Origin of the sequence: Chryseobacterium vietnamense (assembly GCF_031454475.1) — a bacterium.
Taxonomy (GTDB): domain Bacteria; phylum Bacteroidota; class Bacteroidia; order Flavobacteriales; family Weeksellaceae; genus Chryseobacterium; species Chryseobacterium vietnamense.
This window is the reverse complement of sequence record NZ_JAVDQX010000004.1, coordinates 233,135-254,540: the sequence shown is the minus strand read 5'-3', so window position 1 is coordinate 254,540 and position 21,406 is coordinate 233,135. Positions and strand designations below refer to the sequence as shown.

The 21,406-nt window shown below is 36.5% G+C and carries 18 protein-coding genes; 2 read left to right on the top strand and 16 right to left on the bottom strand.

Annotation, left to right across the window (positions count from 1 at the left end; translation table 11 throughout):
• Window positions 1-118: 118 nt before the first annotated feature.
• Entirely contained in the window at window positions 119-1,168 is a 1,050-nt protein-coding gene (locus tag J2786_RS18160) for an alpha/beta fold hydrolase (RefSeq protein WP_047433862.1), read from the top strand.
• A gap of 71 nt (window positions 1,169-1,239) precedes the next feature.
• Here J2786_RS18160 and J2786_RS18155 read toward each other — a convergent pair whose 3' ends face one another.
• The 5 genes from J2786_RS18155 to J2786_RS18135 form a co-directional block, all read right to left on the bottom strand.
• Window positions 1,240-2,382: a 1-acyl-sn-glycerol-3-phosphate acyltransferase gene (locus J2786_RS18155; RefSeq protein WP_047433860.1), complete on the bottom strand. Its 1,143-nt coding sequence runs from the start codon at window positions 2,380-2,382 to the stop codon at window positions 1,240-1,242.
• Between the two features lie 229 nt (window positions 2,383-2,611).
• On the bottom strand, window positions 2,612-3,028 hold the full coding sequence (locus J2786_RS18150) for a hypothetical protein (RefSeq protein ID WP_156121549.1): 417 nt from the start codon (window positions 3,026-3,028) through the stop codon (window positions 2,612-2,614).
• Window positions 3,029-3,456: 428 nt separating this feature from the next.
• Window positions 3,457-4,794 carry a restriction endonuclease FokI C-terminal domain-containing protein gene (locus J2786_RS18145; RefSeq protein ID WP_047433856.1) on the bottom strand — a complete coding sequence of 446 codons (1,338 nt, stop codon included), beginning with the start codon at window positions 4,792-4,794 and terminating at the stop codon, window positions 3,457-3,459.
• A gap of 176 nt (window positions 4,795-4,970) precedes the next feature.
• Complete coding sequence (locus tag J2786_RS18140) at window positions 4,971-6,140, bottom strand: PDDEXK-like family protein (RefSeq protein ID WP_047433855.1); 1,170 nt, start codon at window positions 6,138-6,140, stop codon at window positions 4,971-4,973.
• A gap of 747 nt (window positions 6,141-6,887) precedes the next feature.
• The gene (locus J2786_RS18135; RefSeq protein ID WP_047433853.1) at window positions 6,888-7,394 is read right to left on the bottom strand and encodes a hypothetical protein; all 507 of its coding nucleotides are present in this window, start codon (window positions 7,392-7,394) and stop codon (window positions 6,888-6,890) included.
• A gap of 299 nt (window positions 7,395-7,693) precedes the next feature.
• Between J2786_RS18135 and J2786_RS18130 the strand changes: the two genes are divergently transcribed.
• Window positions 7,694-8,104, top strand: a complete 411-nt coding sequence (locus tag J2786_RS18130) for a helix-turn-helix domain-containing protein (protein WP_047433852.1) — start codon at window positions 7,694-7,696, stop codon at window positions 8,102-8,104.
• A gap of 45 nt (window positions 8,105-8,149) precedes the next feature.
• On the opposite strand, the gene J2786_RS18125 is transcribed toward J2786_RS18130, so the two are convergent.
• From J2786_RS18125 to J2786_RS18075, 11 genes are all read right to left on the bottom strand, one after another.
• Window positions 8,150-10,330, bottom strand: coding sequence for a DNA/RNA helicase domain-containing protein (locus J2786_RS18125; protein WP_047433850.1), 2,181 nt, complete (start codon window positions 10,328-10,330; stop codon window positions 8,150-8,152).
• A gap of 8 nt (window positions 10,331-10,338) precedes the next feature.
• Entirely contained in the window at window positions 10,339-10,665 is a 327-nt protein-coding gene (locus J2786_RS18120) for a nucleotide pyrophosphohydrolase (RefSeq protein WP_047433848.1), read from the bottom strand.
• 622 nt (window positions 10,666-11,287) lie between these two features.
• Window positions 11,288-14,044 (bottom strand): hypothetical protein, encoded by a 2,757-nt coding sequence (locus tag J2786_RS18115; RefSeq protein WP_156121547.1) that lies wholly within the window; start codon window positions 14,042-14,044, stop codon window positions 11,288-11,290.
• Between the two features lie 41 nt (window positions 14,045-14,085).
• Window positions 14,086-15,114 (bottom strand): hypothetical protein, encoded by a 1,029-nt coding sequence (locus J2786_RS18110; RefSeq protein ID WP_047433844.1) that lies wholly within the window; start codon window positions 15,112-15,114, stop codon window positions 14,086-14,088.
• Window positions 15,107-15,910 (bottom strand): fimbrial biogenesis chaperone, encoded by an 804-nt coding sequence (locus J2786_RS18105; RefSeq protein WP_047433842.1) that lies wholly within the window; start codon window positions 15,908-15,910, stop codon window positions 15,107-15,109. The genes J2786_RS18110 and J2786_RS18105 overlap by 8 nt, the downstream gene beginning before the upstream one ends.
• A 75-nt stretch (window positions 15,911-15,985) precedes the next feature.
• The gene (locus tag J2786_RS18100) at window positions 15,986-16,510 is read right to left on the bottom strand and encodes a hypothetical protein (RefSeq protein ID WP_047433840.1); all 525 of its coding nucleotides are present in this window, start codon (window positions 16,508-16,510) and stop codon (window positions 15,986-15,988) included.
• A 314-nt stretch (window positions 16,511-16,824) separates the two neighbouring features.
• Window positions 16,825-17,241 (bottom strand): hypothetical protein, encoded by a 417-nt coding sequence (locus J2786_RS18095; protein ID WP_047433837.1) that lies wholly within the window; start codon window positions 17,239-17,241, stop codon window positions 16,825-16,827.
• A gap of 46 nt (window positions 17,242-17,287) precedes the next feature.
• Window positions 17,288-18,118, bottom strand: a complete 831-nt coding sequence (locus J2786_RS18090) for a helix-turn-helix domain-containing protein (RefSeq protein WP_047433835.1) — start codon at window positions 18,116-18,118, stop codon at window positions 17,288-17,290.
• Between the two features lie 207 nt (window positions 18,119-18,325).
• Entirely contained in the window at window positions 18,326-18,874 is a 549-nt protein-coding gene (locus tag J2786_RS18085; protein WP_047433833.1) for a hypothetical protein, read from the bottom strand.
• The gene (locus J2786_RS18080) at window positions 18,871-20,124 is read right to left on the bottom strand and encodes a phthiocerol/phthiodiolone dimycocerosyl transferase family protein (protein WP_047433831.1); all 1,254 of its coding nucleotides are present in this window, start codon (window positions 20,122-20,124) and stop codon (window positions 18,871-18,873) included. The genes J2786_RS18085 and J2786_RS18080 overlap by 4 nt, the downstream gene beginning before the upstream one ends.
• A complete protein-coding gene (locus tag J2786_RS18075; RefSeq protein WP_047433829.1) occupies window positions 20,121-21,404 on the bottom strand; it encodes a condensation domain-containing protein in 1,284 nt (427 codons plus the stop codon). Before J2786_RS18075 ends, J2786_RS18080 begins: the two co-directional genes overlap by 4 nt.
• Window positions 21,405-21,406 lie beyond the last annotated feature (2 nt).

The window sequence follows — 21,406 nt, the reverse complement described above, 5'->3', positions numbered from 1 at the left end:
CTGTCTGCTTTACCGTCTGAAAATCAGTATTCACCTTTCAATATGACCTGTTCAACGTTTTTGCTCTTCTTCTGGTCTCCGGTTTACCATAATTTTACCATCACAAAACATCACTATTATGAATACTACATTGAATTTCAGTAAAAAAATACAATCCATTTTATCCCTGTTTATTTTGATGGGAATGGGATTTTTGTCTTTAAAAGCACAGACGTATAGCACTGGTGAGAAAGATTTTGAAAACGCAACAATGAGGTCTGCATTTCAGAATACAAAGTCAATCAAAGCCGGACTGCTGAACATTGGCTATGCAGAAGTAGGTCCTGAAACTGGAAAACCTGTTATCCTCCTTCATGGATGGCCTTATGATATCCATAGTTTTGAAGAATCCTCTGCTATACTTGCTGAAAAAGGCTACCACGTATTGGTTCCTTATTTAAGAGGCTATGGAACAACTACTTTCGTGTCACCCAATACAAAGCGCAATGGCCAGCAGAGTGCTGTTGCATTGGATGTCATTGCTTTTATGGATGCTTTGAAAATTGATAAAGCAATCATTGGCGGTTTCGACTGGGGAGCAAGAACCGCAGATATTATGGCAGCACTATGGCCTGAACGCTGCTCGGGGCTGGTGGCTGTAAGTGGATATTTAATAGGAAGTCCGAAGGCAAACGAAAAACCTCTGCCACCCAATGCTAAGTTTTTATGGTGGTATCAGTATTACTTTTCAACAGAAAGAGGGTATAAAGGTTACAAAGCCAATACTTCAGCATTTAATAAACTGATATGGAAAACGGCTTCACCAAAATGGGCTTTTGATGACCAAACCTATGAACGTTCTGCGAAAGCATTCGATAATCCTGATCACGTTGATATCGTAATTCACAATTATCGCTGGCGTCTGGGATTGGCAAAAGGGGAAAAACAATATGATGCTCTTGAGGCCAAACTGGCAAAATCTCCTTCGATTACCGTCCCAACAGTTACCCTGGAAGGCGATGCCAATGGTGCTGCATTTCCTGCGCCGGAAAGTTATGCCTCCAGATTTACCGGAAAATATGCACACCATACCATAACGGGTGGAATTGGGCATAATTTGCCACAGGAAGCTCCAAAAGCATTTGCAGATGCAATCGTAGAGGTGGATTCAATGTCGAAATCCAAATAAAAATCTGAAAGAATAAAAAAATAAAACCACTGCTCAATAACAGTGGTTTTTTATCTTTATAGTAATCTAAACTAGTTTTCAGATTCTTCTTCAAGCTTCAGTTTATTCACCAAAGGATTCGCATACATCGCTAAGAAATACTCTCTGGAAACAGGATCCGATGGATCAATACGCATTTCAAGCCTGCGGACAAATAACTGTTTTTCCTGTTCTGTGTATTCGGAAGCGTAAGTATTGGTGTTGTGAAGTAGATCGTAAGCAATGTACTTGGTTGGCCAAAGCTTATAATTACTGATAATGGAGCGGTCAATTACCTGCGCAATGGCCTGCAGCTGTTTGTTTTTATTGTCAATGGTCGCTGCTATCTCATCCAGTTCCTTATCCAGCACATCTCCGGCATGAAGATGAATGCGTTTTTTTTGTCCCAGAATTCCGCTGATAATGTTGGTGAAATCTTCATTTTTCCCTTTAATGTATTCCTCATCCCTATGTTGTGCCAGCAATTGAGGCATCTTTAGGGAATCCGTAGGATCATACTCATAGGAGATAGAGACCGGAACAATCTTTAATGTTTTAAAATAATCTGTAAGCGATTGATCTCCGGATGCCATGGCAAGCATTTTCAAAACACCTTGCTGGGTAGAATCGTTACCGTTTTTGGTACGGCCTTCACGTTGTGCAATCCATACAGAGCGGTTTTCCTGAAGCAGAAGTTCCTTAATATACTCAGACATCGTCTGTGAACTGGTAAGTTGTTCACGAAGCGGCAACCCTCTTTGTACCAGAAAGTTTCGGTTCAGTTTAGCCAGTACGTTTAAGAAATTCTTACGCACAAGATTATCTCCAATGGCAGAAGCGGTCATTACATAACCACCTTCCAGCAATACCAGATTAAGCAATGAAGTATCCAGAACAATATCCCTGTGGTTCGAGATGAACAGATAGGAGCTGTTTTTATCCAGCTTATCAAAGCCAGAAGTCGTTAAGCCGTCAGAACTTTTTGCAAGGATCTGGCGAACGGCATAAGCTACAAACTGATGCTGAAAATCACTGATGGAATGAACATTTTTAAACTGTTCCAGCCAAACCTGCTCATCTGTATCAGGAAAAGTAAAATTCATAAAGGCTTTCATCATGGGATCACGAGCTATGCTCTGTAATCTCTCATTGACTTCCTGATCATAGAAATACCGGATTTCATCAAACTTAGACATGCGGTTGGGTAAAAATTAAAACTTTTTGCAAAAGAACGAAAATTTATCGGGGAAGAGGCTATAAAGGGTGTTAAAGTATTATGAGGGGCGTAGGAGTTTGGGGAATAACGATATTATAATACAAGTCTGTATATATACTCATCTTGTCATTACTGAGGATCCTAATCTCATATTTTTAGAGTATTGATTTCAAGACCTTAAATAATGTAACTCATTTGTAAAATTTCTTTTATTGAGTTTTGCAAATTTCAGAAGCGAAAACATCTCCTTCAAATTGAGTTTCAATAATAGCACATTTCCCTTCTATCTTTTTGATTGTACAAAGATAACCACCATGAGAATTAATATACTTGTCAGTTTCGTCATATGGACTTTTGGTAAGATCTAATAGTAATGTAAATTGGCAGTCGCTTTTCCAAAATATTTTATAGTATCTATCCTTCTGTATCTTTTTATTTGTAGACAGATCAAAAGCCTCTTCTTTCTGAAGGCCTTTAGATTTTTGTATAAGATACTTTTTATTGGTCTTCTTATTTACTAATATAAACTTTCCATTTTTAAAATCTCTGCAAGACAATTTTTCAGCAAAAATTTCTTTTGGTGTAGTTAATAACAGAACAGACGTAAATAATATTAAAAACTTCATAATTTCATTAAGATTATCATTAGGAATTAAGAATTTCAATCATTTCTTCATCTCCAATTTTTTTGCAAAATCTAAAGAGATTTATTATTGTTATTCCCCCACTACCTCACGAATCCTTTCGTGTGGTAGCAGGGAAATTCAATAGAAATGGGCTTTAGCCCATTTTAATAAGAAAACATCCCTTTGGCTTTAGCCTAAACTTAAACGTGTTATATTGAGATTCCTACGGAATGAACGTTATGGATTGACAACGCGAGTAGTTTATATCGTGTTCCGAGTACATAAGTATCATTATATACTTTATTATACATCCACTTTGTCATTTCGCAGGAATCTAAACTTTTTTATTATAAAATTTATATTCCAATTAATCTTTTAAAAGACTTAAACCCTGAACAGCTGAGGTAAGAAAATGATCATTTAAAAGATTAAACATCATCTAACTTTCCAATGATGTCTTTAGCCTCAATTGGATTTCCCAGACTAATTAAAGTTTCAATGATTGAAGAGGTTGAAATTCTATTTTTTGTTTTATACGCCAGTAAATATAATAGAGCCTCAGAAGTTAGCAATATAAATCTTCTAACATCTGTATTCCAGGTAATTTCATTAATGAAACTATCCAAATTTGATTTGAATGAATTACTGACAATAATAAATCCAAATTTCTTATATCGTTCCTTTTGTAAGCTTGGGATAATCTTATCAATATACTCTTTGATTGCTCTGTCATCAAGTCCAAGAGCATAGCCGTTTGAATATGCTTTGGCATCCATCAGAAATGCAGTATCATCATCACTGTGTTTAATAATGGCATCAGGATTGCGTCCTGAGCCCTGTCCTAAAATATTCACTTCAAAATCCAGTTGCTTAAAAATTTCGCAAACTAGTTTTTCATAAGCACTTCCTTTTGAAGAAGATGATTTTTCTTTGTCATTTCCCAGTTCAATAAGTTTAGCCACTTTTGGAATCAGATAGTCTGTCAGTTCGAAAGATGTACTGACTGTAATGATCTTTTCCTCTTCTACTTCTAAAATTTCGACTTCTTCTTTTTTCAACTTAGCAGTAGACTGTTTATTAGGATTCCCTTTAAAGTTCCAGAAAGCATGCTCAGCTGACCAGTTGTTTATATCCTTTCCGGAGTAAGAGCCTAAAAGCTTTTTTATTTCTTCATTTAATAGGTAAAAATACTTATATGCTTCAACCTGGCTCTCTGTTTCATTCCAAAGTTCAAGCTCTCTATAAGAATTTATTAATGATGTATACAAAATGGGCCACTTCTCATAATCTTGAACTTGCCAGAAATAAGACAGAAAATAAGATACTGAACCAGGATTAGGTGCCCTTCTTTTATCTTTTGCTTTTGAATAAATATTTTGGCTATATTCTTCTAAAGCAGCAATTTTAGTAAAACTTTCTTCCAGGTTTTTAGGCTCGGCAATGGTTTCTTGGATTAGTTTGGTTAATTCCTTGATATTGGATTCGCTATTCTTCACTAATTGATTGAAAAACATTTGTCCTTTTGTTGCAGTAAATCCCCACAAATTATTTCTTTTATTAAAACTATCTACATTGGTCTTAAATTGATAAATATTAATTTTATCCGACTGAAAGTCATTGATGAATTTTTTTAGTTCAACAATTGCAGCGAGCCTTTCCTCATCAATATTAGGAAGCTCATTCCCTTTGGTATCATGCACTTTTTGATTAGCTACATAATTATCCCATATTTTTTGAATGTATTGTGTTTTTTGTTTTGAAATCATGGTTTTTTAAAATTTGTTCTTTTTTAATTATTATTCAGAATAAAAGGAATTACGCTTTGATTTACAATGTTTAATTTTTGGAAATATTCGATAGCAATAATAAGAAAATCTTTAGTTTTACTCATGAGGAAACACAGTTTTATTGAGTATATGGCACATGAAATAGTTCATATACATTATAGATCCTGTTTTAATTCATTAGGTGACTGTAAAACAGTAATAATAAAATTCTTCATAAATTCTTTAAATGTACCATTTTTAACATCAATCCAGAATGCAGCATCATGTTCTATGTTGTGATATTGTAAGAAAAATAAAGGCCACCAATGTGAAGTTCTGAATTTTACGCCTAAATAATTTCTCAGATCATTCAGATATATTTTATCGTAGTGTGAATCCATATATTGAGGTGTTTTTACCAAACCATAAATAACTCCACCTTCTTCATAATTGAATTTTATGAAAAAGTTTTTAAAGACAGGAATTTCAAAATGATGAAACTGTTCATTATATATGATACGCATTTTTAATTCTTCGGTTAGCTCATCTACCACTTGATACATTTGCTGATTAACAAGATTTTTCATTTCCTGTTTAATCGAATTTAAAGTATTGGATACTTTAAAAGCCGTTTCTATATTTTCTTCAGTTTCAGTGATAAAATGATTTAATGAACTTAGATCTAAATTTTCTTTTCCCATATAATTTTCAATAAGTTGACTTTCAAAATCTACCAGAAAACAACGTACTCTTTCATTTTCTGTATTTTTTATAAATTCTTTTAATAAAGGTATGATATGCTCTTCGTAGTTGATTAAATAGAGTTTTCCTGTTTCTGTCAATTTTTCAATCTCTTTTCCACCGCTGTACTCTGTTAATTCCTTTGATTTTGGGGTTAAATAGAGCAACTGATAATGATTATTACTGATATACTGTAAGTATTTTAAGTAATCTTCAACCTGATTTTCCTGATCTTTTGTCCAGGGATAAATTTTATTTTCAATTCCCAGAACACTTGATTGGTCCTGGTTCCTTAGAACAATATCAACCCGTCGGTTTTCAAAGGTTGAATCTTCTAAAATAACCTGAACTTTTTCCGGAGTATCATAAGGGAAGTACAATCCTAATTCTTCTTTGAACAATTTCAAATAAATATCTCCCTGACCATGATCTTCATTCGGATTTAGAAAAAATGCTAATATTTCAGAGACTTTATTTTCGTTCCAGTTCAGGAACTTCATAGCATTGAATTTAGAAGCTAGTTTGTTAGAATGTCTTTTTTCATATTCCATCTCAAACTTAGAGCGGGCCTGGATCTCCCGGAAAAAAGAAATATAATCGTTCATGATGTATTAGTTAATCTGTTTTTACTCTTCTTGGCAATAATAACGAAAATCTCCAGTTTCTGATTACGGGAAAGCGTAAATTTTCTTGAAAGTCACTATAAACATTGCTCAGAAATACCCATAGGCCCTTCCAAAGTCCCCCTAACCTCTTAAACAAGCCTCTGAAGGGACTTTATGAACGGTCTCCACTCTCTTCATGAAGGGGCTATACCCCCTTGGGTAAGGGGGTAGACGGACTTGGATAAGGGGCTCCACCAGCTTATATAAGAGGGTAGAGACCGTTGTCCAAAGGGATAGAGACGGTTGCTATACTACCTGGAGGGTGTTAGGAAGGAGGTAAGAGGGGTAAAATACTATTGTAAGAATCATGAGCACTATTCATCTGGCTTCATCAGTGGCGCAGCCACCATTCCTTTGCTCCCTCTAATTATCAATTCTGACCAATAAAACCTTTGCATTTTTAAAATATCCTGCTTCTTCAGATATAATGACTATTATTTTGTTTTAAACGCCAAGACGCAAAGTATTTTAATATTGATATATTTTTTAAGGCGCAAGAAAATCAAAGATTTTCAGCAAGTGCATAGGCATGATACAGAGAAATTTTATCGGAGATAAAATCCTTGCGCCTTAAAAAAGCACCTTATCAAAAGAACTTGCGTCTTTGCGATTTCCAACCAAAAATCAGCAGCTGGATCATCACAAAAAAAGCACGTTTTTCACGTGCTCTCAAAAAGGTATTTATTCTTACTGATTGTTGTTTGAACCGGATGGAGGCGGTGTTTCAGTGGGTCCTGAAGTCTGTCCCGTCACAAAAAACTGCTTCATGTCATCATAAATAACATTGGTACCCGGTACATTCTCTTCGGAAAGGTATCTGATGCTTCGGTAGAAACTGATGGCATTATGATAGTTATCGTGATCCAGCAATACCTTGGTGTCTGAAAGCTGTTCTGTTAAGGAATCCAGCTGTTGTAATCTTTGTTCAATCTGTTCTCTGGCAATATAGTCTTTATCGAATTCTGTTTTATCCAGGAAGTTAGGAACATATTGGGCATATTGTTCCATGTAGATTTTGGCTTTATTGACGAAAAGTTTGTTCTGTTCGGCAATTCTTCCGTATTGCTGTCGCTGATCCGGAGTAAGGTTGATGGTTTTTCCCAACAGTACAGACTGGATATCCTGAATTGCTTTATCAATCGTTTCCAGATCACTTTTTGAAAAGCTCACACTGATTAAATTGTCTAATGCCATAATATTGTGTTTTTTTGGTTTGTATGATCAAATATAACGAGTGCCAGGCATAGAAAAACAGGGGGTTGTAAGATTTTCAGCGCGTGTTCATCAGAAAATGAAAATCAGATAACAGGGTTTATTTTTTCTGACTTTTTGATGAAAAAAAGAGGGCATAAAAAACGAAAATGACGAAATAGGAGAGGAGGCCCGTTTCACAGTATCAGCATGAAGAACAGAGATTGTAATTAAGCTGTTTTTTAAGGGGTGTTTTTCTAAATATTTTTCTATATTTAAAACTTCATAAATGTTGAATTATCATGGAACATACAATACATCAAGGACGCAATGTAAAACGATTCAGAGAAATGCTGGGCATCAAGCAGGAAGCATTAGCTCTTGATCTTGGGGACGACTGGAACCAGAAGAAAGTTTCCCTTCTGGAACAGAAAGAAATTATCGAAGACCCTTTACTGAAAAGAATTTCTGAAGTATTGAAAATTCCGGTGGAAGCATTTCAGAATTTTGATGAGGAGCAGGCGGTGAATATTATTTCTAATACGTTTGATAATGGTTCTTTCTTGAACACAGGACATACGCCTACTTTTAATGTAAATCCAATTGAAGAAATAAAGAAGTTACATGAAGAAAAGATGGAACTTTATGAAAGGATGCTGAAGGAGAAGGATGAGATGATGGTGAGACTGGAGAGGTTGATTGAAAGGAAATAATTTATTTAAGATATTAAAAAATGTTCAGCGTATGCTGAACATTTTTTATTTTTTCAATACCTTTACAAAAATACCTAGAGTTTTAAAATCAATTGTTTCTTCGTCTCTAAGAATGATAGGCTTAAAATTAGAATCGTAGGATTGAGGTAGTAATACTATCTCTTCATGATGCCATCCTTCTTCATCAGTTAATTTTTTGCTGGAATATTCTTTAATAGTGTAATTGCTTCCAAATTCTAAGTCAGCAATGTTTCTTCCTTCAACTAAAGTGATTAGGCCGTTACGCGAACCTCCATTATATTTTTTGAACAAACAAATACTTCCATTGGGAATGATTTTATTCATTGATTCACCTATTACAGTGCATGCAAAATAATCATCTCTATTTTCTAGACTATCCAGTTCTATATATTTCACCTTTTCTAATTCCTGCAATTCAGAAAAAGAGCCTGCCGCAATATTTAGATCGTAGAAAGGAATTGAACTTTCCGTAGGAGTATTGGAAAATTTTATTAATTTCTCCTCAGTATAAGAAGGATTAAAAGTTGGAACAAACTGCTGGAGAAAGCGTCTCAAATTTTCATTACATACATAAATGTAAGTGCCTTCTATACCTCTTAACAATATTGTTTTGTAAATATTAATGATGAAATCTAGTAATTCTTCTTCGTTTTGAATTGAGTTTTTACCATTTTTATCTTTGTACTTTTGTTTATCAACAGTTAGTTTTTTAGATGTAAAATCATAGTTCAATTCAGGGCCTATAATGACTCCTGTATAATTCAAATCATAACCTTGTGTGGTATGAATGCACCCTACCTCATTGATAGAATTAGGTGAATTTACCCAATCTACAGAAATACTGTTCCATCTTAACTGATTTTCACCAATAACAATATCATAAGCTTCAGTGTTTTTATTTGAAACCCATTCCCAGGCATATCCTGCTACCATTCTGGATAAACCATGTAGTTCGTTTTTCTCTTTTATTCTATTAATCATTTCAGATAAATCATCAAAAAGATAGAATTCGTAATCTTTTGTTTTATAGGGGGGTAAGGAAAGCGTAGAAGGTGCATCAAAAATTTTATGAATTAACTTTATATAATTATTTCCACCACGTACCCGTAGCTGAGTTTTTAATTTCTCAACACGCGTTGAAGGAGCCAATTCTAATTTTTTAAAACTTTCTTTAAGAGTATCTGAAGGTTTTATAGATTGATACTGATCATAGAAAATAATAGATTTAGTACTTTGCAGTATAACCCAATCCAATTCCGATGCGGTAAATTTGTCTAAACCTAGCTTTTCACAGTTACGATCGAATGTTCCAAAGTATGAACCTAAATTTACTCTCCTTCTTAAGCGATGCCCTTCGTCAACGATGATAAGGTCATATTTATTTTGTGCTAAATCTGAAGGTCCTATTACCATCTTTTGTGATAATCCGTTTACATTCTTAAAAACATTAGAAATGGTTTTTCTAAAAGATGCCATTGGAATTACCAATGCCATATTTAAATCCTTAAATTTATTTTTAACCTTTTTTAGTAAAAGGAAAAGGTCTTCATCATCTTCATCAAAATCAGCATAGTTGAAATCCTCTAAATTTGTTTTCAATAGTTTAAATAAAAAAATTGCTAAAATAGATTTACCAGTTCCAGCTCCTCCATGAATAAGACTGACTTTAGCATTTTCATCAAGTAAACAGTTTAAAATCATTTTCAATCCTTTGATCTGCTCTTTAGAAAGAGATTTGTACGGAGAATATTTAAAAAGATCTGAGTTATTGATAAAGTCAAGAGAATGTCGGGATATACCTAGTTGTCTAAGTTCTTCCCAAATGTCTTTGAATAAACTCCAATATACTTTCTTTTCATGGTATTGATGATTAGAAATTCCCAGATTTCCATTTTGTAATGTGTATTGTCCGTCAGCTGAAATATATTTAATAAGATTTGATTCTAAATCTAAGGTAGCAGATTTGTGGAACAAATCACTTAAAATAAGATTTACAGATGAAAGCTGTTTCTTTTCTTCAGATTTTAAATGGGTATTTATTCTGGTTAATACATCTGTAGTTTCTCCAACATAAGCAGCTTTAGTTTTTTTATTTTTCAATAAATAAACTATCGGCCAGGATAAGTAGTCTTTATGATTATTATTTATTTTGGTTTCTATGAGGTGATCAAAATCGTATTCCTCTGTAATTGTAAAATTCTTCATTTCCGGTACTACAAATCATCGTACTTATTTGATTTTCCTTTTGCTTTTTCTACAGGATATTTCTCGTTATTTCTCTGTAACTTCTTTAGAATAATACTATTGATATCTATATTATTCTTATTTGCAAGGAGTAAACCATACATGAACACATCGGCTAATTCTTCTTCCAATTTATCTTTATCAAAATCTTCATTCTTCTTCCATAAGAATATTTCTAAAAGTTCAGATGCTTCAATGGATAAAGCTAATGCTAAATCTTTTGAATTATGAAACTGTTCCCAGTCTCTGTCATCACGAAATTTTATAAGCTTTTCTATTGTACTTTTATCTATCATGAGTATTATTTAATAAAGCGAATTAATTCAACTTTAAAAATAGTAAAAACTTTGTCATAATTATGTTGAAATTACTAGTTTATCATAGGAATTTTGGATATAAATGTCGAAAATATTTTTTAAAACGTGTATATCAAAATAAACGAAGAATTTAAGTCCACAAAAACAGTTTGGTGGTACCTCTCAATCACCCAACGGCATCACAAAACCACAAACATTTTAGCCTCATTCTTTAAACCAATATTCTGTCAACCTCTGTTCTCCTGATTTTAATAAAATACCCTGTTCAACAGCCCATTTCAGGTCTCTGCTTGCAGTGGGAGCCTAAATATTTCTGAAGTTTTGCATATAGTCTTTCCTGCTGAACGTATTTTGTTTTACTTTCTCTTTAAATAATAAAATTCTGTCTTCTGTATACAATGTTTTATTTTCAGATTGTAAAAGTATAGGGAGGTTTCCATCTCTTTGATAATATCATATGATACTATCAAAGATAGAAAATTATATGAAAAACAGATTAGTATTTTGAAACTATTTTCTTACTCTTCGCGCTGATAACACATAGACACTGCAGACATATTTCTTAATAACGCAGGGGCGTAATGAGTTATATTTCATTACATTAATTCTCAAACTTCTTCACCCTAATCACCTTCTCCCTTACCTTAATCACAAAAGGCTCAAGTTTTACTATTTTCCCGGCTTCTACTTTGAAAGTATCTGTAGAGCGTTCACAATAGGTATTGGAAGGCAGGGAGTTTTTGTTCAGTTCAATCCTGTAATTTCCTGAGGGTAAGAAGGAGGCAAATTCACCGTTGTCATCGGTGATGATATGATGTACTAACTGTTCGTTGCGGTAAATATTGAAGAGTACCCCTCCGACTTTGGGCGTGAAATCTACTGCGGTTTTGGAATCAAAATCATAGGTTATTTTTCCCTGGGTCGTTCCGTTTTGATGAAGAGGGATCTCAAAAGAGTAGTGGTGTTTGTCTACGGTAAATTCGGTTTCATCATAATACCAGCCTTGCTGGATCACCTGTTTCAGGGCATACTTTCCGTAAGGGATAGAACGGTAGCTGATAGAACCTGACGGATCGGTTTTAAATGAAATATTGTTGAGCATAATGAGATAACCTGCCGCTTCTTTGTCGCCCTCATCATAGATATTGTTTTCGTTCAGGTCATAATAGACAAATGCTTTGATATCACCTTTTTTACCCGGATCAAGGGTGCTGTTTCTAAGATTGACGATCACACCAGCTTCTACGGTCAACAGATTATTGGTGAAACTTCCTGCAGTATAACTGAAGTAGGAAGAGTTCAGGTACAGGGCATACTTTTCCCTTGAATACTTCAGGTTCATAAAGCCGGAAGGTGATTTTCCATACAGAACATCATCCGTATAAGAAACCCCTGAGGTGACATTCAGCTGACGGTTGAAGAAATTTTTATTCACAAAAGCGGAAAGGGAAAGCTTTTCGTAGGGAGTGCGCTGGTTCATCATTTTTGAAAAAGCATATTCGGAAAGAAAATAACTTCCATGCTGATAGATTCCGTTCACGGTAAGCCATTTGTAGCTGTAGGTTCCGCTTGCTTTCATCTGAAACTGCTGTTTGTAGTTGTCGGGATAACGTACCAGTCCTGTCTCCATGCTTAAGATGGAGGTGTGTTGCTTATCAGGGCTCAGCCAGGTAAGGTATTCCGTAAAACGCTGGGCTTTCAGTTGTTTTGTGTTTTCGTAAGGCTGGGCATTGAAGAAATTATTATAAGAATTGGAGTTTTCTTCCTGATACTGGTAGCCAAGCCCCATTCCAAAATTCCCTTTTTTAGGGAAGTTGATTCCCGCATCCAGTCTTACATTGCTTGAATTCAGGGTGTTGTTGTAAAAGTAGAACTTAGGTGAAAAATGGGAAGCCGTAATGTTGGCATACACATAATGGTCTTTGAAAATCATGGTGGAAAAATTCTGCTGGATCTGCAAAATTCCTCTTCGGTTTCCGGGATAATAATCTGTGCTGTAGAAATAATTTCCATTCAGATTGATCTTTTTGATCATTCCCGAATACTGTGATTCCAAAGCTAAAGAAGGTTTGGAAGGCTGGTTATTTTCGTAGAAACTCAGTCCGCCATACACCTTGGTATTCGTTTTCCAGTCTTTGCCGAAAGCATACTGAAGATCTGTTCCCGCTACATGATGTTTTGCTTTTTCATAAGGATCGTCCCTGAAAATATATGTTCCTGAGATATTGCGGGATGCGTTTTGAGCCCCAAGAGTTCCTCGGGTATAAAATCCATAGCCATATTTCAAAAAAGAATTTCTTTCGATCAGGCTGTAGGTCTGGTCTACGAATCCGGCTTCAAATTTCTTGTCTTTGTCCGGAGAAGTGTAGGTATATTCCAGCCCTCTTCCGAATAGGGAAAGCTCCAGTAGTTTATTGATATTTCCGATCGTGAATTCACTGTTTTCTCTGTGATAGGTCAGATAGGTATTGTTGACAATAGGATCGTTCTGATTCGTCATGGTATAGATATTCCCGCGGATAAAAATATATCCTGAAGGAAGGTTGAAACCTCCGGAACCTACCAATTGATACATGTCCAGGTTTTCTCCGGCATGTCTGTAACTTGCCGTGATGGTATTCTTTGTAAAATTGGAAAATGCACTGGATTCCATATCCTCATAGCGCTGCACCGAAGAAACGTTCTGTATGGAAACACTGGTATTGCCGAATATTTCTCTGTCCGGCTCTCTGAAGCCTGCAATATTAACGGAAATCTGAGAACTGCGTGATCTGATTCTGGAAGGCAGAAAACGGAACACAAAGACTGAATCTTTCTGCACCCCAATACTTCCTGTTTTCTCTATAAAAGCATTTCCCTGCTCAGCTTCAGGAATTTTAAAGACAACCGTTACATGCTGCTTTCTGTTCCCAAGATTGGAAACTCTTGCCCTTACTTCTACCGAATCGGTAGCCTTATTCACATAAATCAGAGAGGTTTCTGCCGTGATGCGCATGGCATTATTTTCAGTAACGGTGTAAGGTATTTCTTTTTCCGCCATTGTTTTATTCTGCTGGTCCGAAAGACGGAAACCCAGACGGGATTCTCCTGAAACGGCATTATTGCTGACCACAATCTTTACAGGAAGAAAAAGATGTTCCCCGGATTTTATTTCGACCTGAAGACTGTTTCCTGAAATATTTCTGAAACCTTGAGGAATGGTAATGTTTATTTTTCCTTTGAAATCATTGGTGCTTTGGTTGTCAAGGACGATGATCAGATCCAGGATTCCTGTTTTATCTGTTCTGGATTCATTACGGATATCAAGGCTTATTCCGGAACTGCTTTGTGCCGAAATCCATATCTGAAACGAAATCAAAAAAATGAAAAAGATTTTTTTGAACAGGTCTTGAAGCATGGTTATTGGGGGATAATCTCGTATTGAAGGGTGGTGGAATATTCTTCCGATTTGGCATTAATCAGTCTTTCATCATTGGCTTTGGTGGAATATCGGATATCATAATACAGGCTGGAGTTTCCCGTGGAGCCTCCTGTTGCAATAAGCTGCGGAGAAGCACTCAATAGGATAGGGTATACATTCCCATTGTTTCCTGAAACCGGGATGAGATTCATTTTTATGGTTCCTAAAGGAATGTAGTTTCCGGCCGGAGAGCTGAACTGCCCCTGAAGAGAACGTAATTTGATCTGGTAATTGGTATTGCTTTTTACAATCAGTCCATTGGAGTAGATGACACTTACTCCGTTGACATAATCCGACATACTTTTGAATTCCAGTGATCCGTTAACCGCTTTTGCTGAAAACTGAAGCGACATTTCTGGTACATCAGTCGGAGTTCCGCTGAGCGGTCCGATGTGAATCTGAAAATTATGATCCCCTCTGCCGATAATATTGTTGTACTGGTCATACGCGGTAAACTGTACCGGAACATTAAACCTGGTCCAGGAAGGGTAGCTACCCAGATAGGATCCTCCCATAACGGTCAGGCTGTATTTTACCTGCAGGTTATAGTAGCCGTTGGGCTGTGGCGGCTGATTGTAAAGCGCTGCATTGGACTGCGGAATTAAAAAGACTTCCTGGTTGGCCTGAAGAAAAGTATTCAGCGGCATTCCGATCTGAGGAATTGTGGGTACGGGTCCCGGATAAGCCTGTCCTGAAGTGGAAACCGGCTGAAATGAAATCTTGTTGGCAGGCATCGTATAATTTCCGTCCGTGGAAGTGATGGGCTGTTTCAGCCTCATGGATATTTTCCAGTAAGGAATATTAAATGCACCGTTACCAGCCAGGGTAAAGGTGTATGCATCTGGATTGGTATTTCCGCTGTAGGAATTAATCTGTAAGTAGCTGTTTATCCAGGAATTGTAATTGACCTGTGAGAAGCAGTTCAGAGAAACCAGCAGCAAGAAACAGAAGAATGTTTTACTATTCATAGCTGAAACTTAATTCTCCCAATTCCAGATTGTTGTTGTCTCCATAATCAATCATTACCGAAGCAGTGTACTTTCCTTTTTCAAGGCTTGCCGGTAATGGGATATCCATTTCCCTTTTGTTTCCGGGCATCGTATAAAAGATAACGGGATCCAGTGATACTTTTTTCCCGGTTTGGGTATTCACAAAGTCGGTGTATATTTTTCCGTCTCCCCATACGTCACCCTGATTTTCAAAGAAGAGGTTGATTGTACTGGTTGTTTTTCCGTATACCAGATTCTGGATTTCAAGTTTTTTGGTTTTTGCCGCAGGCAGCTTGTGGAATAATTTGATGCCTGAGCGTATGCTCACTTTGATGTTGGCACCTTTATGGTCCACATCATCTACCGGATTCATCTGACTAACATACAAAACGGCTGTATGGGCAGCCAGTTGGTCTGAAAGTGCGTTAGGAACTGTAATGGTTACCTCAATATCTTTTTTTTCTCCCGGAGCTAAAGTAAAGTAATTATCTTCTTTTTTGACCGAAACCCAACTTGCGCAGGAAGTGGGAAGAGTATTGGCAGGATACGTTACATTCTCACCTTTGCCGTCATACTCCCAGTCTCCAAGGCTTACAGCTAGGTCCAGAGAATTCTTGGCACTTACATTTGTTACCGTTATTGTCTGGGTGTTGCTGTTTCCGTTTCCTGAATCAAAATACAGTCTTGGCGGTGAAACCGAAACTCCTGTTTGTGCGTATCCATGAAGAGAGGATAGGAAAAGAAGGCTGAAAAGGAGAAGAGAGAATCTGCTCATGACGGAAATTAGTTTTTAAGTGTTGATAAAGTGCTGTGGTAGGTACAACACTTTATCATTACAAAATGATATCTATTATTGAGAAATAATGGTATACGTAAGTTCAGTAGTATATATGGTAGGATCTTGTCCTGCGATATAATTATCCAGGTACGTATTAGCTCCTGCACCTTTATATTCAATATTGATTTTTTTGTCTACTCCTCCGGTAGAAGAAGTTACCAAAGTAGTTTCGTTAGCTGATAAATGTACATTCTGAGCATATTGAGCACCGTTTACAGCTTCAGAGCCTGCGCTTGCAATAATCTGGATCGTGTTAGCCTGGATGTTTTTACCTCCCTGCTGTAATACATCGTTACCACCTTTTACTTTTACCTGAAATCCTCCGGTGCTGTAAATGCTTAAGTGATCTGCGTTGAGAGAAGATACACCATCAGCATAGTCATCTTTGGTTACATAGTCTAGGTTAACGATTTTTTGAGCGTTGTTAACAACAAGAGTCTGAATAGGTTTAAGTCTCACGTTAAGGGTTACATTCTGTTGTGCTTTTAATGTTGAGAATCCCAGGATAGCAAAAGAAGCTAAGATCAAATTTTTCATAAGGTTAAGGATGTTTTTTTGTATTAATTGTTTTTAAAATTGCGGATGCAAAGGTAAATACAAAGAACAGCAGGACCTTTGTGAAAAGATACTTATTATTTGTGAATTTTTACGGAGAAATAAGAGCGCACTAATCAATACTCTTTATGAATAATTACATAAAAAGTAGTATTTAAATGCTGATAAAATCACCATAAAGTAAAAAAAATGTTTTATTAATCTTAAACATTAATTTTACTTAATTTATAGGGAATGAATAAATTGTGAGATTGTTATTTGGTGCATAGTATTTTTTTTAAGCCTTGCTTAATTTTTTACTGAGAAATTAGAGTTAATATTAAAAAATTTTGCTCATCACTGGTGTCAGAGCTTAAATTTTTTATTGCATTTTCTAACTCATCGTTGATGATATATCTCTCCTGAACCACTCCTTTGTACTGGCTGATAAGAGGATATTCATCCGATCTTTCTCTGTTGCTTTCAGAATTACCGATTGTACCCCGGTATTCATCATATTGTGCATTCAGTTGAAACCCGGACGGACTTGAGATCATTACAGACTGAACCTCCCGGAAGGAAGACTCATCCCCATCGTCCGAAAATCCTGTGCCAACAGCAAGCATCTGTACGGGATAAAGCCTGACGTTAAGCCTTAAACCGTCTGCTGCCTGTGCAAATGATTTTGTAAAAGCAAAATAAAGCAAAATGAATAAAATATACTTTGCAAGCATATAACCTATATTTTTCCCCAAAAGGTTACTTATGTAAATATACAAATTATTTCATTTCGGAGGGATTTTTTCCCGTATGTTTTTTTATAAAATTGGTAAAATTTCCTTCATTGCTGAAACCCAGATCATAAGATATTTCAGAGATCGTGGAATTGGAGAAGTTCAGTGCTTTCCGGCATTCTGTAATGAGTTTTTCAATGATAATATGCTTGGCTGTTTTGCCGAGTACATACTCTGTCATCTCCGTGAGTTTCCTCGAGGAGATATTAAGTTCTTCTGCATAGTAAGCCACTTTTTTTGCCTTTTTGTAATCTCTTTGCAGCAGAACTTTGAATCGGTTAACATAGTACATATAGTCAAATTTGATATCCTTTTTGATTTCTTCAGTGGGAATATGTAAAAGGGCGTCCAGCATCAGCCTTTCTATGGCATTATGGGCAGCAGCTATATATAAGCTTTCGTCCTTTGCCCGGAAACTTTCCATCCGCTCGAGAAATACCACCCTCATCTGTTCTACATTGAGGAAGGGCGCTATAAATATGTCGGAATTATAATTATAAAAAAGCTGCGAATTGATAAAAAGACTGTCTTTGGTTGATCTCTCATAAAAGCTGGAGGAAAATGCAATTGAATACACATCTGATCTTTTGGTTTTGCCAAAAATTATTTTCTTTTGAGGTCCTACGAAGGCAATACTTCCTCCTTTTAAAGGATAGGGAACATTTTCTACCGTTAACTGGATATCTTCAAGAATAATATAAATACAAAAATATTCTAAGGTATTGAATTCTCTTTTGTTGTTATTTCTATTGATAAGGAAATCTAAACGATTGATACTGAATCCTACATTTTTTAACTGATCCGTGATTTTGTACATACATTGTTAGTCATTCTGTTCAAGAAAATTCTTGTAAATTATTATATAAATATAAAAAATTTACCAAATACTGAGTTTTAAAGGAAAAAATTAAGTTGAGATCTTCGTAAAAATACCCGGTGACTTCATGATCATCCGGGCATAATTATCCTTTTTTTGACTCTTAATTGAATGATATACAGTGTTGTATCTGCTTTTGTTCAAAAATCATGGGTTGATGTCTGCAGGAACTGATGTTACTTTGCACATCCATCTCCTCAACCTCCATACTGGTAAATACACAAAAACCACAGACAATATTCCTGCGAGGGTTCCCACTACCACAGCCATTGCCGTTGCATCCAGTTTATAATCTTTTGAAAAATTATATTGTCCTATAAAGAGCAGAGACAATACCAATAGTCCTGTAATCAAACCATGTAAAATACTTAACCTGGTCATGAGTTTTTTAATATTCAACTGTTCGTCTACGGTAAATTCGATGGCTTCCTGGCTGGCGGCATCGGTTACTCTTTTGATGATATCAATGGTGAGAACTACCGGAAGGAAGATCGCCATAGGCAGAGTAAGACGGGCCAGGTTTTGTGTACCCGAAAAGAAATGGGTGTAGCCTAATTCCTTAAAACTGGCATAGGCAATAATAAAATTAAAAAACACATTCGGAAGGACGTAATAAATTGTACGCTTTATGAGAAAGCGTTTCAGGGTGGTTTTCTTTATTAGTTTGGGCTTCGGAGGCTTTAATTTAAATTTCATAGAGAGGTGGTCAATAGCTCGATGGCTTTATCTTTTATCCGATGAGCTTCCTCTTTGGGAAGAAAATTTTCATTGGACATGAAAGTGAAGTCCATCTGCTGGTTGTACGTACTGGTGACTAAGGTATTCGAGTTCAGCCATGGGAAAGCCACGGTAGGACTAATGACTGTTTCCAGACTGAAATTTTTATAATCATTCGGGATGTTTACCTTTCCCATATTGGATAAGGTTACATCATGCCCGCCTTCACTGGATTTCAGCATATTGATCATATGTCCCACAACAGGATGCATATGTTCACCCATCCACAGGAGTTCACGGGCTTCCATCTTGTTGATTTTCTCCGTAAGATCTTTTTTGATCTCTTTGGCATTGCTCATAACATCCTTACTGTTTTTTTTCACAGACAGTTCTACCGTTGGAGCAAAAGCAAATAAATGATCTTCTTTAATTTCCGGAATAAAATGACGCACATCTACAGGACTGATCACCTTACCTTTGGCACGGTCTCCCTGAATATCACGGAAGGCCTGCATTACCGAAGAGCACAGCAAGGCATGCACAGAAATTCCGTTGGCTTTACATTTTTCAGTGATCAGTTTGGTATCCTCCGGAGTCATTTTCCAGTGAATGGCGTAGTTTTTCCCCTGATTTCTCTTTTTACTTTTTCTTTGGATGAAAAAAAATATTCTGGCAAACAGCAGGTAAAGGCTGGCCTTACATTTTTGTATTCCGGTGTTAAAATCTGAAGGCAGGAAATCATCAACAGATTCAAAAGCAACATAAGGAATTAGCGGAGCATAAGGATTGTCCAGCAAACTTAAAAGTTCACGGAGTAAAGTCACTCCGGTAGTCCCATCGGATATACAGTGTGGCATGATCCAAAGGATTTCGGAAGTATCCTGTCCTTTTACCCAGACTACTTCTGCCAAAGGTTTTTTGGGAGTTTCAAAAAGTTTAAACCATCCTTTTTCAGATTCTTTGAACCAATCTTCGTCTGTGGTACGTTCTACAATACGAAGGGGGATAGGTTCAATATCTCTTTGTCCCATAAAAAAAGGATAGCGCCCTTTGTTATGATCAATATTAGTTCTCAGAATCGGATGTTTCTGCTGGATTCGTATTAAAGCGTTTTTAAAATTTTCTTCAGAAATCTCTCCTTTGATTCTTGCTGTATAAATACAGTTTAAGGGGGTTTCCGGATCTACATACATGATCCTTTCTACCATCATTAAAGGTCTTTTGATCATGATACTGCTGTCTGTTTAACTTGTGAATAAATCGTTCTCAGAACCTCATCACGGATAGCCGTTACTTCAGCATGGGGTAAATAGCCTTCACTTCCCATGATTGAAAAATCCATTCTTCCACGATAAGTAGAAACCACAAGGGTAGTGGTATTTCCCAGCGGACCAATGACCGATGGGCTGAAGATGGTCTCTACCGAAAACTCTTTGTACTCATGTGGAATCTGAAGAGGCCCCAGATTGGAAAACATACAGTCGTTGGATGACTTTCCGTTCTTTAACAGTCTGGTAAAACTTTTCAGTGCATCATGTCCGGACTCCATGACCATCATGGTGATGTACGGATCCAGTTTTGAAGACTTTTGTTGAACAGATTTCTGCATCGCACGGAGATTCTCTGTAAAGTTTAGTTTTTCATCCAGAGAAATCACAATCATCAGCCCGAAAGCGAAAATGTGATCTTCTTTAATCTGTTTGGCAAAACGTCTGATGTCCACCGGACAGGAAACTTTGTTGAAGGATTTTTTGCCTCTTACTTTTCTGAATGCGTGTAACAGCGCTACACTCAAAAATGTATTGACGGTTACTTCATGAGATTTGCAATAAGCGATGACCTGCTGGCTTGTCTCTTCATCCAGTTTCCCATGGATCAGATAGTCATTCTGTCTTTCAACAGGCTTTTTGTTTACCGGAAGCCATTTGATTGCTGTAGCCGCCAATCTTCCGATAAATTTAGCTTTCAGCTTTTGTCTGCGGCTGTTCAGAATATCAGATGGAACCACATCCTGGATTCCTAATATTGGCTTTTCTGTCCCGATATCAGCAGCCGGATTGTCCAGTACTGTCAGAAACTCTTTTAAAAAAGCCATTGCAGAACCACCATCGCAAAGACAATGGTGGAACGCAAACAGCATGTCAGAAACGTCTTCCCCCTTGATCCAGATAAAACGGATCAGAGGCAATTTTTCGTAATTAAAGGTGGTGTTCCATTCTCTCCTGGATTCTTCCTGCCACTGATCTTCATTTTGTCTGGTGATGATTCTTACAGGAATAGAAACAGGTTTTTCAGGAACAATAAACCACGGAATATTTTTTTCATCATGGCTGATTAATGCTCTCAGCCACGGGTGTTTATTTTGGATTCGGGCCAGAGCCTGCTGGATCTCTTTTAATGTAAAAGTACCTCTAAGTCTGAACGGAATGACCGCGTTAAAAGGTTCTGTTCCGTCCCCTAATAACATGCGCTCTCCAAATAGCAATCTTCTTTTTATAGGTTGATTCATAG